Genomic DNA, 14,031 nt, shown 5'->3' on the forward strand with positions numbered 1-14,031 from the left:
AAGAAAGGATGATGAATATGAAATTAGCGATCGGCTCGACAAAAACCTTACATAATGGAGTGGAAATGCCGCGCTTCGGTTTAGGTGTATACAAAATGACCGATAAAGAAGCGGCCGTGGAAGCCATGATCACGGCAATTGGCGAGGGCTATGGAGCGATCGACACAGCCACGATTTATGACAATGAAGCAGAAGTGGGCGAGGCGGTGCGGAATTCCGGTGTCAAGCGGGAAGAGTTGTTCATCACCTCGAAGGTGTGGAACACCGACCAGGGCTATGATGAAACGCTGCGCGCATTTGAAGCTTCTTTAAAACGGCTTGGCTTTGATTATTTGGACCTCTATTTGACGCATTGGGCGATCGAAGGGAAGTACGTGGATACATACCGCGCGATCCAGCGCCTGTATGATGAAAAGCTGGTCCGTTCGATCGGCGTTTCCAATCACCAGCAGCACCACTTGGAAAAGATTTTGGCAACCGCGAACACCCAACCGATGGTCAATCAAATTGAATTGCATCCCCAGTTGACACAGGAACCGCTGCGGAGCTATTGTGCTGGTCACGGCATCGCGATCACGTCATGGTCTCCACTGGCACGCGGGCGTCTGTTGGAAGATCCGGTACTATCGGAAATCGCCAAAACGCATGGCAAGTCGATTGCACAAGTCATCATCCGCTGGCATCTGCAGAGCGATCTGATTGTCATCCCGAAATCAGTGACGCCTTCGCGCATCAAAGAGAACGCGCAAGTTTTCGATTTTTCATTGTCTGAAGAAGAGATGACAATGATTGATGGGTTGAACCAGGATTGGCGCTCCGGAACCCATCCAGACGAAATTAAAGCATAAGAAAAAGCAAGTTCCCCGAAAAGGAACTTGCTTTTTTTATCTTGCCGAATCTTCAACAACGACTTTTTCATTTGTGAACGGGTGGATAAACGACATGCGGAACGCATGCAGATGATAGGCACCGTCTTGTGTCGGTGGTCCGTCGTATAGGGTATCTCCGACAATCGGATGGCCGATATGAGCAAGATGGGTACGGATTTGGTGCGTGCGTCCTGTTTCAAGCGTCAGGTGAAGCAAAGATTTGCCTTCCATCAACTTGAGGACGCGGTAATGCGTCACAGCGCTTTGGCCGGTTTGTGAAACCATACGGCGTGTCGGGTGGTGGCGGTCACGGCCGATCGGGAAATCGATGGTACCGGATTTGTTGTGGACTTTGCCTTTGACGACAGCTTCATAATCACGGACCAGTTGCTTTTGTTCCAACATGCGGTCCAGTACATTTTTTGCGACAGGGTGCTTCGCGACCATCAACAGGCCGGAAGTTCCCTGATCCAGGCGATGGACGTGCTCGCCGTACGATCCGCCGTTGCGGATGATATGGCCTAGGATGGCGTTGATGAACGTATCAGTTTGCCCGATTTCATTGGGATGCGTAGCCATGCCTTTTGGTTTGCGGGCCACGATAAAGTGGTCATCTTCGAAGAGGGCTGGAAGCTCCACATCGTGTTTTGGCTCATAAGGCGAGTCGGCAGGCGGCAAGTCGAACTGCAGGACAGTTCCAGCCGGCAATGGCTCTTTCCAGATCACTTCCTGGAACTTTTCGTTTTTGACGCTCTTGGCCATACGCATTTGATGGACCACTTTCTTGCCAAGGCCCCATTCGGTTCTCAGTAATTCTTCGACGGTCATGCCGTCGTCTTTGATTTCATAACTCCACGTCATTCGGTTTCCTCCATAAAAAAGGATCATGCGCAAGGCACATGATCCCTTTGTCAGTTATTTTTTAACTACATCGTTGAAAAATTGTTCGATATTCTCTTTCGGCTGTGCGCCGACCCAACGTGAAACTTCTTCGCCATTTTCGTAATGGATCAGTGTCGGTGTTGCTTCGATCAAGTATTGCTGCCAGCCTTGTTCATACTCTAACAGATTATACTGCAAAACGTCTATATCCATCTCTTCAGCAACCGGCATCAAAACAGGTGTGGTCTGCTGGCAGTACTGGCAAGTTGGGCTGAAGAAATAAACCGTAGTCGGATCGCCACTGGCAATCTGTTCTTCCAATTCAGCCGGTACGACAATGTTCTGGTAGTTTTCATCGTCCAATTGATCAATCGTTGCTTGTTCCAAGTCTTCTGTATCGTACGGGTTGTTCGCCAACTTTTCATTGTTTGCCTGATTGGTCAAAAAGATAATGCCGGCAAAAACGACAACGACAATTCCCGCGATGATCAATAACTTCTTCATTGTGATTTTTCCTCCTTAAGGGACTTCAGTAAATAAATGCTCATTCCAGCGATCAGGATGAACGCGGTCAACGCCAAAAACGGAATAGTGATGAATCCGAGCACGTTGATATACTCCCCGGTACACGGAACCTGACCGCAGGACGGCGCGGAATCTGCCAGAAAATCGAGCTTCTGCAGACCGTAATGGTAAAGGGAAATCCCTCCGCCGATGATAGAGAAAATCAGCGTGGTAGCTGCGATTCGAACATTTTTCTGGACATAGGCCACTCCGAGGACGATAACCAGCGGATACATGAAAATGCGTTGAATCCAGCACAGTTCGCACGGAGCATAGCCGCGGATTTCAGAAAAATAAAGCGAACCTGACGTGGCGATGAGCGCCACAACCCACATGGAAAGCAATACATTTTCCTGGCGTTTCGTCATCTGGTGTTCCCTCTTTTCAAAAATTACTTCCATAGAATTATAATTGTTATGGTGATACAAGTAAAATAATATCAACCTGAGTGACATTGCTATATAATAAAGTTTGAAACTTTTGTGAAGGAGAGCTGTACTGTGGCAGAACAATTCGATTTATCCCATTTCGAAAAAAGCATGATCATTCGTGAAATGAATTATGCAGATATAGATGCGATCCTTGAAATGCAGCGTTTATGCTTTCCTGGAATGGATCCTTGGAAAGAAGAACAATTAAGAAGCCATTTGGGTGTCTTTCCTCAAGGCCAGATGGTTGCTGAATTGGACGGCACAGTGATTGGCTCGTGTTCAAGTTTGCTGATTAACTTTGATGAATACGATGACCGCCATACGTGGGACGATGTGACAGACGCTGGCTACATCACTAACCACAATCCCGATGGCTATAATATGTACGGCATTGAAGTCATGGTACACCCGGAATACCGCCGGATGAAAGTCGGGCAGCGTCTTTACGAAGCCCGCAAGGAACTGGCGCGCGAATTGAACCTGAAGTCGATCATCATCGGCGGGCGCATTCCAAATTACCATAAACATGCGGATGAAATGTCACCGCGTGAGTACGTCGATTCTGTCTCACGCCATAAAATATATGATCCGGTTTTAACGTTCCAGTTGATGAACGGTTTCCAGTTGATGCGCATCAACCCGAATTACCTGCAGGATGATTTGGCATCCGGCAAATATGCCACGTTGATGGAATGGAATAATGTCGATTACAAACCGATATCCAAACGCCATTTCAAAACCAGTTTGCCGGTTCGGATTTGCGTCGTGCAGTACTTGATGCGCGCCATCACATCTTTCGATGACTTGGCCAATCAAGTTGAATATTTTGTGGACGTAGCTTCAGATGCACATTCGGATTTCGTGGTATTCCCTGAAATCTTTACAACGCAGCTGATGTCATTCCTAAACGAGCCATCGCCGAGCCAGGCAGTGCGCAAATTGACTGAATACACGCCTCAATATATTGAGCTGTTTACAGATCTTGCTGTGCGCTACAACATCAATATCATCGGAGGTTCACATTTCGTCAAAGAAGAAGACGATGAGATCTACAACATTGCCTACTTGTTCCGCCGGGACGGGTCCATCGACAAGCAGTATAAAATCCACATCACACCAAACGAACGTAAATGGTGGGGAATTTCTGCGGGTGATTCTGTTCGCGTCTTTGATACAGACTGCGGTAAAATCGCCATCCAGATCTGCTACGATATCGAGTTCCCTGAACTTGCACGCATCGCAACAGATATGGGAGCGAACATCATATTCACTCCATTCTGTACAGAAGATCGCCAAGGCTACTTGCGTGTCCGTTATTGTGCACAAGCCCGCGCAGTGGAAAATCAAATCTACACCGTTATTTCCGGGACTGTCGGCAACTTGCCGCAAACTGAAAATATGGATATCCAATACGCTCAATCGGGTATTTTTGCTCCATCCGATTTTGAGTTTGCACGTGATGGAATTGTCGGAGAAACCAATCCAAACCTTGAAATGGTGTTGATTGGAGATGTCGATTTGGAAATTCTGCGTCGCCAGCGCCAAAACGGCACAGTCAAGCAATTAAAGGACCGTCGCCACGATGTGTACCGTGTAGAATATAAAAAAGACTAAACACAGCCGCTTCCCGAAATGGGAGCGGCTTTTCTTCTGACTATTTGCTAAACTGAATAGTACAGAAAAGAATTTTCCTTTTATATGGTGCTCCAGACAGAGCTGCTGCAGGAATGCACAGTTAGTTTGTAGAATATCAACATATGAGGATCATTAGTTCAATTTATACCACTATGGATGGAGGACTTTATATGTCATGGAAAGAACGCATTAAACGTTGGATGGACCACGAAGCAATCGATGAAGAAACACGCCAGTCATTGACTGTACTGATGGAAGATGAAAAATCAGCGGAAGACGCTTTTTATCAGGACTTGGTTTTTGGGACCGGAGGGATGCGTGGCGAAATCGGACCGGGCACAAACCGGATGAACGTCTATACCGTACGGAAAGCTTCTCAGGGAATAGCGGATTACATAAAAGAAAATGGCGAGGAGGCGATGGCACGCGGAATGGCCATTGCCTACGACAGCCGTCGCATGTCTCCTGAATTTGCGGAAGAAGCAGCACGGACGTTTGCAGCGAATGGAATCCACACCTATTTATACAGCGGACCGCGGACAACGCCGCAATTGTCATTCAGTGTGCGTTATTTGAATGCCTTTATGGGCATCGTCATTACGGCCAGCCACAATCCGCCGGAGTACAACGGCTACAAAGTATATGGGGAAGATGGAGCCCAATTGAATCTGGAAGATGCTGACCGTGTCATCGATTACGTCAGCCGGGTTCAGGACGAGTTGTCCATAGCTAATGAAGGATTTGAAAAATCTTTGCTGGTGCGGATCGATGAAAAGATGGATGAAGCGTATCTATCCAATGCACTGACGGTGCAGGAACATTCGGCAAGCCCGATTCAAGCCGTCTTCACGCCGCTCCATGGGGCGTCAGGCGCGACTGTCAAGAAGTTATTAGACAAAGCCGGCTACAACGAAATTACGTATGTAGCGGAACAGATGGAGCCGGACGGTGAATTCCCGACGGTAACATCGCCGAATCCGGAAGAAGGTTCCGCGTTTGAACTAGCGGAGCAGTACGGCAAGAAATCCGGTGCAGATCTGTTGATTGCCGTCGATCCTGATGGAGACCGCGTCGGCATTGCTGTCTGGAGCGGCAGCCAGTACGAATTGATGAGCGGCAACCAGACGGGTGCTATTTTGATTGAATACCTGCTGAGCCAGAAAAAAGCCAAAGGTACTTTGCCGACGAACGGCCGCATCTTCAAAACCATTGTCACATCTGAGTTCGGCCGCGTTGTAGCCGATTCTTACGGCGTCAGCAGTGAAGATGTTTTGACCGGCTTTAAATTCATTGGAGAAAAATTAAAGCATAATGATGCCAACCCACAATTCGAGTTTTTATTCGGCTATGAAGAAAGTTACGGCTATCTGATCCGCGATTTTGCACGGGACAAAGACGCTGTTCAGTCGGTACTGCTGTTGGTTGAAGCGGCTGCCTTCTATAAGAAACAAGGGAAAAATCTCCATGATGTCCTGGTTGAACTGTATAATCGCTTTGGCTGGTACCGAGAATCACTGGTATCCGTCACCAAAAAAGGCATTGATGGTGCGCGTGAAATCAATGCATTGCTGGAAAATTTGCGCAAACAGCCAGTTCAGGCGATTGCCGGCATTCCTGTCGTTTCCATTGAAGATTACGAAACTCAGAACCGCATCTTTGTCGATTTAGGCACCGATGAAAAAATTGAGCTGCCGCAGTCGAATGTCATCAAGTATTTCCTGGAAGACGGCTCATGGGTATGTATACGCCCGAGCGGTACGGAACCGAAAGTAAAGTATTACTTTGGCATCACTGCTGAAACCCAGCAGGAAAGTGATGAAAAGCTGGAACTGCTGAAGGAATCGTTTTTAGAGGAAGTAAATAGCCGTTAAGCACCCAGCTCCCTGAAAAGGGGGCTTTTCCTTTCAGCTTTTCTCGTCCAAAAGTACGAGGGAGGAAGTTTTTAAAAAAGTGTATGGTTAAATCAGCAAGAATGAGGTGAATGGGTATGGTGATGAGCGAACCTTCCAATATAACGTTACTGAAAGAAATAGCCGAATTGCTTAATGAAGAAACGGATATGGCCCGTATGCTGGATGGCGCCATCCATAAACTTTTGAGTGCATCGACTTTCGAGACTGCCTGGATTTTCTTTATTAATGAAAAAGGGAAACATCAATTGGTGGCTCAGGCAAATTTACCAGCTCCTTTGGAAGACAATAATTGCCGTCATCTGCAAAAAGGCGGCTGTTGGTGCGTTAAGCGTTACCACGACGGGGATCTGGATAAAGCGTCCAATATTATCGCTTGCCAGCGCATCGAAAATGCTATGCCGGCAAAAGCACGGAAACAAGGCAGCATTACGCATCACGCAACGGTGCCGCTTCAGTCAGGGAAAGAAAAGTTCGGGCTGTTGAATATTGCGGCACCGGACACTGTCGGATTTTCAAAAGACGAGTTGGCTCTGTTGGAATCGGTGGCTTTTCAAATCGGTTCAGCGATCAAACGGATCGGATTGACGAAACAAGAGCAGGAATTGGCGCTCGTCAAAGAACGGAACCGTTTAGCCCGCGACCTTCACGATTCGGTCAATCAATTGCTGTTTTCAGTGACATTGACCGCTCGGGGAGGCGTGGAGATGTCGGAAGATCCTACTGTTCAGGAAACTTTCCGCGACATCCAACACCTGACGCAGGAAGCATTGAATGAAATGCGGGCGTTGATCTGGCAATTGCGGCCAAAAGGGCTGGAAAGCGGGTTGCTGGATGCCATTAAAGGCTATGGTGAAATGCTGGGTTTAACAGTTGAAACAAAAATGACCGGCGTCATCCAATTGCCATCGCGCATCGAGGAGACCTTATTCCGGATTGCGCAGGAATCGTTGAACAATGTACGGAAACATGCAGGTGTCAATAAAGTCGAATTGTATTTGTCGGTCACCGCGACTGATGTCTTATTGGTATTAAGAGATGAAGGGCGGGGGTTTGCGTTTGATCATAATGTCAACCTGCCGTCCATCGGTATCCAAAGCATACGCGACCGCGCTATTGCAGAGGGCGGAACGGCGGACTGGTCCAGTGAAATCGGCAAAGGAACGGAAATCCTCGTGAGGATACCGTATTAATAGAGGAGTGGAGAACATGGTGAAAGTATTGATAGCCGATGACCATCATGTGGTGCGGCGAGGCTTGCTGTTCTTTTTGAAAACACAAAAGGACATTGAAGTGGTGGGGGAAGCCGTAAATGGCAAAGAAGCGGTGGAAATGGCTGCGGCACTTCAACCGGATATCGTCCTGATGGATTTAGTGATGCCGATTATGGACGGGATTCAGGCAACCCGGCTGATTAAAGAGCAGTTTCCGGATATGATTGTTTTGATGCTGACCAGTTTTTCAGATCAGGATCATGTAGTGCCGGCGATTGAAGCGGGAGCGGCAGGTTATCAATTGAAAGATATCGAGCCCGATGAACTGGTGGCTTCGCTCCGCAGCTTGATGCGTGGAGAAAACACCCTCCATCCGAAAGCATCATCCGAGCTGATGAAGGCACCAGCTGAACCGGCGCCGCATACCGTAAATCAGTTGACGCCAAGGGAACAGGAAGTGCTGGCCGAACTGACAAAAGGAAAAAGCAACCGGGAAATTGCCTCAGCATTATTTGTCACCGAAAAGACAGTGAAGACCCATATCTCCAACATCTTCATAAAATTGGCTGTCCAGGACCGGACACAGGCAGCGCTCTACGCTGTCAAGCACGGCCTGACAGAACCCGGGAGAATTTAAAAAGAGTGCGACGGAGGAATCCGTCGCACTCTTTTTTTAACGTTTTTTCACTGGGCGTTTACGGTTGTCTTTGGTTACTTGCTTCCATTTGCTGCGCTCGGCTTTTTGGGCTGCTGCATCGCTTTTCCGTTCCATATGGGCAAGCTCGCGCTTCAGCTTCAAGTAGCTCTGGTAACGTCTGGCATCCAGCTCGCCGTTTCGGAGCGCTTCCTGAACCCGGCATCCGGGTTCGTCATTATGAGCGCAATCTCGGAACCGGCAAGCAAGTGCCAAACTTTCGACATCGCTGAAGCCTGCTTCGACACCTTCTGAGTAATCCCCGAGCTGGAATTCGCGCATGCCGGGAGTATCGATCATCAAGCCGCCTTCGGGCAGTAGAATCATTTCCCGGTGGGTGGTTGTATGCCGGCCTTTGCTGTCATCTTCCCGGATGTCCTGGACCATCATGCGCTCGCTGCCGGACAGGGCATTGATCAATGATGATTTTCCGACGCCCGATGAACCAAGCAAAGCACCGGTCTTTGAACCGGCCAATTGCTGCTGCAGCTCTTCAATTCCTTCACCGGTCAAGGCAGACACGGCAAAGACGGGAACGCCGAATGCCACCGCTTCAACCTGGCGCAGATAAGGTCCGATGTCGGAGCATTGGTCTTTCTTGGTCAAGACGATAACGGGGTTCGATCCTGAATCCCAAGCAGCCAACAAATAACGTTCGAGGCGCCGGACATTGAAGTCATGATTTAAGGACATTGCCAAAAAGACATAGTCCACGTTCACAGCAATCAATTGGATGTCGGATGTTTCTCCCGCCATTTTTCTTGAAAACTGTGAAGTGCGAGGCAGCACTTGATGGATGATGCCTTTTTCTTCTCCAGGCATCTGTTCGACCATGAGCCAATCGCCGACACACGGGAATTCTATGCGAGTATGCTGATGGCGGTATTTGCCGGACAATGAGCAGAGCCATTCTCCATGGTCTGTTACGACGCGGTATAAATTTTTATGTTCTAAAGTTACGCGGCCAGGGATTCCTGGCGCAGTTATTTTTTCCTGCCAGCTGGAGTTCCAGCCGTACTGTTCAATCTTCGTCAATGTTGTTTCCTCCTAATTATGCAAAATAAAAAACCACGGATGCGCGCAATTCGCAGTCCGTGGTCCCCGGGCATAATGGAAGAAGCGTATCGTCAGCGATACACATGGGGAGACACTATGGACTGGAATTGCGTATTCAAAAATAAAATAGCCATAATGCCTCACCTCTTTCTTCAAGTTAAATTAACCATACTGTATGGCCATTTGAACGTCAAGTAATTTTTCTGAAGATTTGATTCGTTTATTTAAAAAACATGCTTAAAGCAGAATGGCTACTATACAGAGATAGAAAACCAAGTATTTCTAACGTTAAATTACTTTGAAGTCTTGCATTTATAAAATGAAAACGTTAACATAATGGTAATATTCTGAACATACCGACTGGTTAGTATCGAGTCGTGTGTTGTAAGAATTTTTAATAGGATAAGGGGGACAGAAAATGACGATAGAACAAGTTTGGACGAGCCATTACCCGAAAGGTATTTCTGCTGAGATGGAATTTGCTGATAAGACAATGCCTCAATTGCTTTCGGAAACAGCCAAGAAAATTCCGGATCATATCGCGATCAAATTTTATCAGAAAGAAATGTCTTATAAGGAACTGGATCTTTTTTCAACTGTTTTTGCATCTTCTCTTCAGCAAACCGGAATCCAAAAAAATGACCGTGTCGCAATCATGCTGCCGAATTGTCCGCAGTACATCATCTCGTATTATGGGGTGTTAAAAGCAGGTGCCATTGTCACACAGATCAATCCCATGCTGCTGGAAAATGAGCTGCTATATCTACTGAATGACTCAGGTGCAGAAACCATCGTCGTATACGAGCCTTTATATCCGCGTATCCAAGCTATCGCAAAAGAAACTTCTTTAAAAAATATTATTGTTGTCAGTTTTGAAACGGAAAAGACGGTTCTTGATCAAGCTGTCCATTTCGAAGCGTTTGTCGAAAAAGGGACTGGCAAGGTCGCTACAGTTGCTATTGATCCGGCAGAAGATGTAGCCGTATTGCAGTATACAGGAGGGACGACAGGCCTTTCAAAAGGCGCGATGCTGACTCATCGGAATATTGCCGTCAACGCCTTGCAGTCGCAGGAGTTTTTCAAAGATGAAGTGACGTTCGGTGAAGAAAGCTGCCTGACGGTCATTCCGTTATTCCACGTATTTGCCATGAGCTCTGCAATGAATTTGTCGATTTTAAACGGCTCTAAAAATATTTTGCTGCCCCGTTTTGACCTTGAAGAAGTGCTCGAGACGATCAAACGTGAGCAGCCTACGACATTCCCCGGTGTGCCAACTATGTATATTGCCATTACCAACCATCCGAAAGCGAAAGAGTACGGCATTGACAGCATCAAGATATGCAATAGCGGCAGTGCGCCGATGCCGCTGGAAACCATGAAGGATTTCGAAAACCAGACAGGAGCCAAAATTTTAGAAGGCTACGGATTGTCGGAAGCATCACCGGTTACGCATTGCAATCCACCTTTCGACGAAAGAAAACCAGGAAGTATCGGTATCGGTCTGCCTTCAACAGAGTACAAGGTCGTCGATTTGGCTACCGGAGAAAAAGAAGTGCCGGCAGGAGAAATCGGGGAATTGATCATTCGCGGCCCTCAAGTGATGAAGGGATATTGGAATATGCCGGAAGAGACAGCAAACACATTGAGGAATGGCTGGCTTTTCACTGGGGATATCGCCAAGATGGACGAAAACGGCTACGCCTATATTGTCGACCGCAAAAAAGATTTAATCATTTCTAGCGGCTATAATGTCTATCCCCGTGATATCGAGGAAGTTTTATACGAACACCCAGCCGTTCAGGAAGCGGTGGCAATTGGCATCGCTGATCCATACCGTGGAGAAAGTGTTAAAGCCATAATCGTTAAAAAAGCGGACAAAGACATCAGCGAAGAACAATTGATTGCTTGGGCAAAAGACAAGATGGCTGCATATAAAGTGCCGCGCGTCATCGAATTCCGAGATGAATTGCCAAAAACCAATGTCGGAAAAATTTTAAGAAGGGCGCTTCGGGAAGAAAAAAACATAACAAATAAAATATCTGAGATTCTGTAGATTTTGTAGGGGGAAGTCAACATAGCAAAGAGGTGGAAGAAATGTCAAAGCAAGAAAAAACAACAATTCCAGTAAGAACTGGAGAAGAACTGGATCATCCGGCGCTTGAAGATTTTCTGCGTCACCACATTGAGGGGGTGCCGCAAGGAGAACTGAAAGTCCAGCAATTTAGTTCTGGCCATTCGAATTTAACGTATGCACTGCAAATCGGCGGTTGGGAAGCTGTTCTCAGAAGACCGCCGCTCGGACCGGTCGCACCAAAAGCGCATGATATGGAACGTGAATTTAACATCTTGTCCGCGCTTCATCCTATTTTTAAGATCGCTCCAAAACCTTTTGTCTTTTCAGACGATGCATCCATCATCGGCAGTCCTTTCTTTGTGATGGAAAGGCGGCATGGGGTCGTACTGGATACAGCGTTTCCAAAAGGAATTGAAGCGACAAAAGATCTGGGGCGAAAGATTTCGGAGAAGATGGTGGACACACTGGTTAAACTTCATGCTCTGGATTATACGAAAACACCGCTTGTCGACTTAGCGAAGCCTGAAGGATTCATGCAACGCCAAGTAGAAGGCTGGATTGGACGGTATGAACGTGCCCAAACTGAAGATATTGAAGGTGTAGAGCAATTGAAAGAATGGATGCTGACGAATATTCCGATTTCCCAGGAACCCACCATCATCCACTATGACTTTAAGTTGAATAATGCGTTGTTTTCAGAAGATTTTTCCGAAATGACGGGATTGTTTGATTGGGAAATGACGACGGTTGGGGATCCGCTGGCCGATTTGGGAGCAGCTATGAGTTATTGGATTCAAGCGGATGATCCTGATCTATTGAAACACGGGCTCGGCAAAGCGCCGGTGACGGTGCTGGATGGATTCTATAGCCGCGAAGAATTTATCGCAAGCTATGGAGAGAAAAGCGGACGGGACGTTTCAGGTATGAACTTTTATTTGACATTCGCTTATTTTAAATTGGCCGTGATTATTCAACAAATCTACTATCGCTATAAAAAAGGACAGACCCAGGACTCGCGCTTCTCCCACTTTGATCAATTTGTCAAAAGTTTAATGCAGCACGCGTTGACGACAGCGAAAAGGGAGTGAATCGGTGCCTAGACTTCATGTGTTATTGAAAAAAGAAGAAATTGATGATGCTAAAATGCAGGAAGACAAAACAGTGGTGGTGTTCGACGTCCTGCTGGCGACATCGACCATCACAGCCTGTTTTTGGCATGGAGCAAAAGAAGTAGTGCCGGTACTGAATAGTGATGAAGCACTCCGTGTAGCGGAAGGAAGGCCGGCCGACAGTTTTTGCTTGGTCGGAGAATACAATGGCAAGACGATCGAAGGTTTTTTGGATCCCAATCCACTGCAGTTGAAAGACCAGATCCGTGGCAAAACGGTCGTGCTGTCAACCACAAACGGAACTGTGGCAATCCGGAAATCCGCTGTGGCCAAAAAAGTGTATACCGCTTCTTTGCTGAACGGCAAAGCAGCGGCAAGCAAGATAGCAGCGGACCATCTTGAAGATACGATTGTTGCTGTCTGTTCAGGGTCAGGCGGGGAATTTTGCATGGAAGATCTATACGGCGCAGGTTATTTTGTGGATTGCCTGATGACCCTTACAGACAATTGGGATTTAACGGATTCGGCAAAAGCAGCACGTATTTTTTACCGTTCGAATACAGGACAAGCACAGACAATCTTAAAAGATTCACGTGTCGGGAAGATGCTGATGCGGAATGGATTTGAAGAGGAAATCGATTTTATTGCCAACCGTGGGTTGATCGATAGCGTGCCATGGCTGAAAGACGGGAAATTGGTCATCAAGTAAAATTAGAGGAGGAAACGGAATGGAAAACAAACATTTAATCGTCAATTTGCAAGGTGCCGTATTGTCCCTGCAATTGAATCGCCCAGACAGCTTGAATGCATTCAGTCCCGAAATGATCGAAGGCTTACATACGGAAATACAAAATGCAGGCAGCAACCCTGAGATTAGAACGGTCATCCTGTCAGGAGCAGGCAGGTCATTTTCAGCAGGTGGAGATGTAAAGACGATGGGGCAAGCGGGGGCTTCAGAAACCTATGAACATATCGGCAAGTTGAACGAATTGGTGTTGGCCATGCGGGCACTTGAAAAGCCGATCATCGCAGTGGTTCATGGGTTTGCAGCAGGAGCCGCTTTTAACCTGGCTTTGGCGAGTGACATCATTTTAGCGGCTGAAGACAGTAAATTCGTGATGAGCTTTTCTCAAGTGGGATTGATTTCAGATGGAGGCGGCCTGTATTTTCTTCCACGTTTGATCGGTCCTTACCGCGCTAAGGAATTATTTTTCAGTGCACAGCCGATTACTGCCGAAACTGCTCATGAATGGGGAATCGTCAATCATTTATATCCGCTGGAAAAGCTGGAGCAAGAAGCGATCCGCTTTGCTGAAAAACTGGCAAACGGACCGGCTAAAGCATTCGGATTGATGAAAAAGATCACCGATCAATCGTCGACGGCCGGATTGGCGGAAATCCTGGAACAGGAACGGATCACACAAGCGATGATGATCACTACCTACGATCATTTGGAAGGGGTCTCTGCTTTCAAGGAAAAACGCAAGCCGGTGTTCAATCAAAAACAGCAGGTTTTATGAATAGAAGCAATAAAATATAGGAGTATTTGGTAAATTTGAACGAGGTGAGTCTACTGGAGGAGGGGTATAGAAA

At 47.1% G+C, this 14,031-nt stretch carries 13 protein-coding genes; 9 read left to right on the forward strand and 4 right to left on the reverse strand.

The window, feature by feature from the left end; all coding sequences use genetic code 11:
• The first annotated feature begins 17 nt into the window (after positions 1 to 17).
• Complete coding sequence (locus ACRC6Q_RS15850) at positions 18 to 848, forward strand: aldo/keto reductase (RefSeq protein WP_431467008.1); 831 nt, start codon at positions 18 to 20, stop codon at positions 846 to 848.
• Positions 849 to 884: 36 nt separating this feature from the next.
• On the opposite strand, the gene ACRC6Q_RS15855 is transcribed toward ACRC6Q_RS15850, so the two are convergent.
• Genes ACRC6Q_RS15855 through ACRC6Q_RS15865 form a run of 3 tightly spaced genes read right to left on the reverse strand, consistent with a single transcriptional unit; the run spans position 885 to position 2,683 of the window.
• Positions 885 to 1,730, reverse strand: coding sequence for an RluA family pseudouridine synthase (locus tag ACRC6Q_RS15855; RefSeq protein WP_431467009.1), 846 nt, complete (start codon positions 1,728 to 1,730; stop codon positions 885 to 887).
• Between the two features lie 54 nt (positions 1,731 to 1,784).
• On the reverse strand, positions 1,785 to 2,255 hold the full coding sequence (locus tag ACRC6Q_RS15860; protein ID WP_223641509.1) for a thioredoxin family protein: 471 nt from the start codon (positions 2,253 to 2,255) through the stop codon (positions 1,785 to 1,787).
• On the reverse strand, positions 2,252 to 2,683 hold the full coding sequence (locus tag ACRC6Q_RS15865; protein WP_223641539.1) for a disulfide oxidoreductase: 432 nt from the start codon (positions 2,681 to 2,683) through the stop codon (positions 2,252 to 2,254). Before ACRC6Q_RS15865 ends, ACRC6Q_RS15860 begins: the two co-directional genes overlap by 4 nt.
• Before the next feature lie 132 nt (positions 2,684 to 2,815).
• Here ACRC6Q_RS15865 and ACRC6Q_RS15870 point away from each other — a divergent pair, with 132 nt between their 5' ends.
• From ACRC6Q_RS15870 to ACRC6Q_RS15885, 4 genes are all read left to right on the forward strand, one after another.
• The gene (locus ACRC6Q_RS15870) at positions 2,816 to 4,360 is read left to right on the forward strand and encodes a carbon-nitrogen hydrolase family protein (protein ID WP_223641542.1); all 1,545 of its coding nucleotides are present in this window, start codon (positions 2,816 to 2,818) and stop codon (positions 4,358 to 4,360) included.
• Between the two features lie 191 nt (positions 4,361 to 4,551).
• The gene (locus tag ACRC6Q_RS15875; RefSeq protein WP_223641545.1) at positions 4,552 to 6,252 is read left to right on the forward strand and encodes a phospho-sugar mutase; all 1,701 of its coding nucleotides are present in this window, start codon (positions 4,552 to 4,554) and stop codon (positions 6,250 to 6,252) included.
• A 116-nt stretch (positions 6,253 to 6,368) separates the two neighbouring features.
• Entirely contained in the window at positions 6,369 to 7,484 is a 1,116-nt protein-coding gene (locus ACRC6Q_RS15880) for a GAF domain-containing sensor histidine kinase (RefSeq protein ID WP_223641547.1), read from the forward strand.
• A gap of 16 nt (positions 7,485 to 7,500) precedes the next feature.
• Complete coding sequence (locus tag ACRC6Q_RS15885; RefSeq protein ID WP_223641550.1) at positions 7,501 to 8,142, forward strand: response regulator; 642 nt, start codon at positions 7,501 to 7,503, stop codon at positions 8,140 to 8,142.
• A gap of 36 nt (positions 8,143 to 8,178) precedes the next feature.
• On the opposite strand, the gene rsgA is transcribed toward ACRC6Q_RS15885, so the two are convergent.
• Complete coding sequence (gene rsgA / locus ACRC6Q_RS15890; RefSeq protein WP_223641554.1) at positions 8,179 to 9,234, reverse strand: ribosome small subunit-dependent GTPase A; 1,056 nt, start codon at positions 9,232 to 9,234, stop codon at positions 8,179 to 8,181.
• Positions 9,235 to 9,673: 439 nt separating this feature from the next.
• Here rsgA and ACRC6Q_RS15895 point away from each other — a divergent pair, with 439 nt between their 5' ends.
• The 4 genes from ACRC6Q_RS15895 to ACRC6Q_RS15910 are packed head-to-tail and all read left to right on the forward strand — an operon-like array spanning position 9,674 to position 13,958.
• Entirely contained in the window at positions 9,674 to 11,308 is a 1,635-nt protein-coding gene (locus ACRC6Q_RS15895) for a long-chain-fatty-acid--CoA ligase (RefSeq protein ID WP_431467010.1), read from the forward strand.
• A gap of 41 nt (positions 11,309 to 11,349) precedes the next feature.
• The gene (locus tag ACRC6Q_RS15900; protein WP_223641573.1) at positions 11,350 to 12,417 is read left to right on the forward strand and encodes a phosphotransferase family protein; all 1,068 of its coding nucleotides are present in this window, start codon (positions 11,350 to 11,352) and stop codon (positions 12,415 to 12,417) included.
• 4 nt (positions 12,418 to 12,421) lie between these two features.
• Positions 12,422 to 13,147, forward strand: coding sequence for a 2-phosphosulfolactate phosphatase (locus ACRC6Q_RS15905; protein WP_223641576.1), 726 nt, complete (start codon positions 12,422 to 12,424; stop codon positions 13,145 to 13,147).
• A 19-nt stretch (positions 13,148 to 13,166) separates the two neighbouring features.
• Complete coding sequence (locus ACRC6Q_RS15910; RefSeq protein ID WP_431467011.1) at positions 13,167 to 13,958, forward strand: enoyl-CoA hydratase/isomerase family protein; 792 nt, start codon at positions 13,167 to 13,169, stop codon at positions 13,956 to 13,958.
• Positions 13,959 to 14,031 lie beyond the last annotated feature (73 nt).

This window comes from Planococcus sp. SE5232 (assembly GCF_050686535.1).
GTDB lineage: Bacteria > Bacillota > Bacilli > Bacillales_A > Planococcaceae > Planococcus.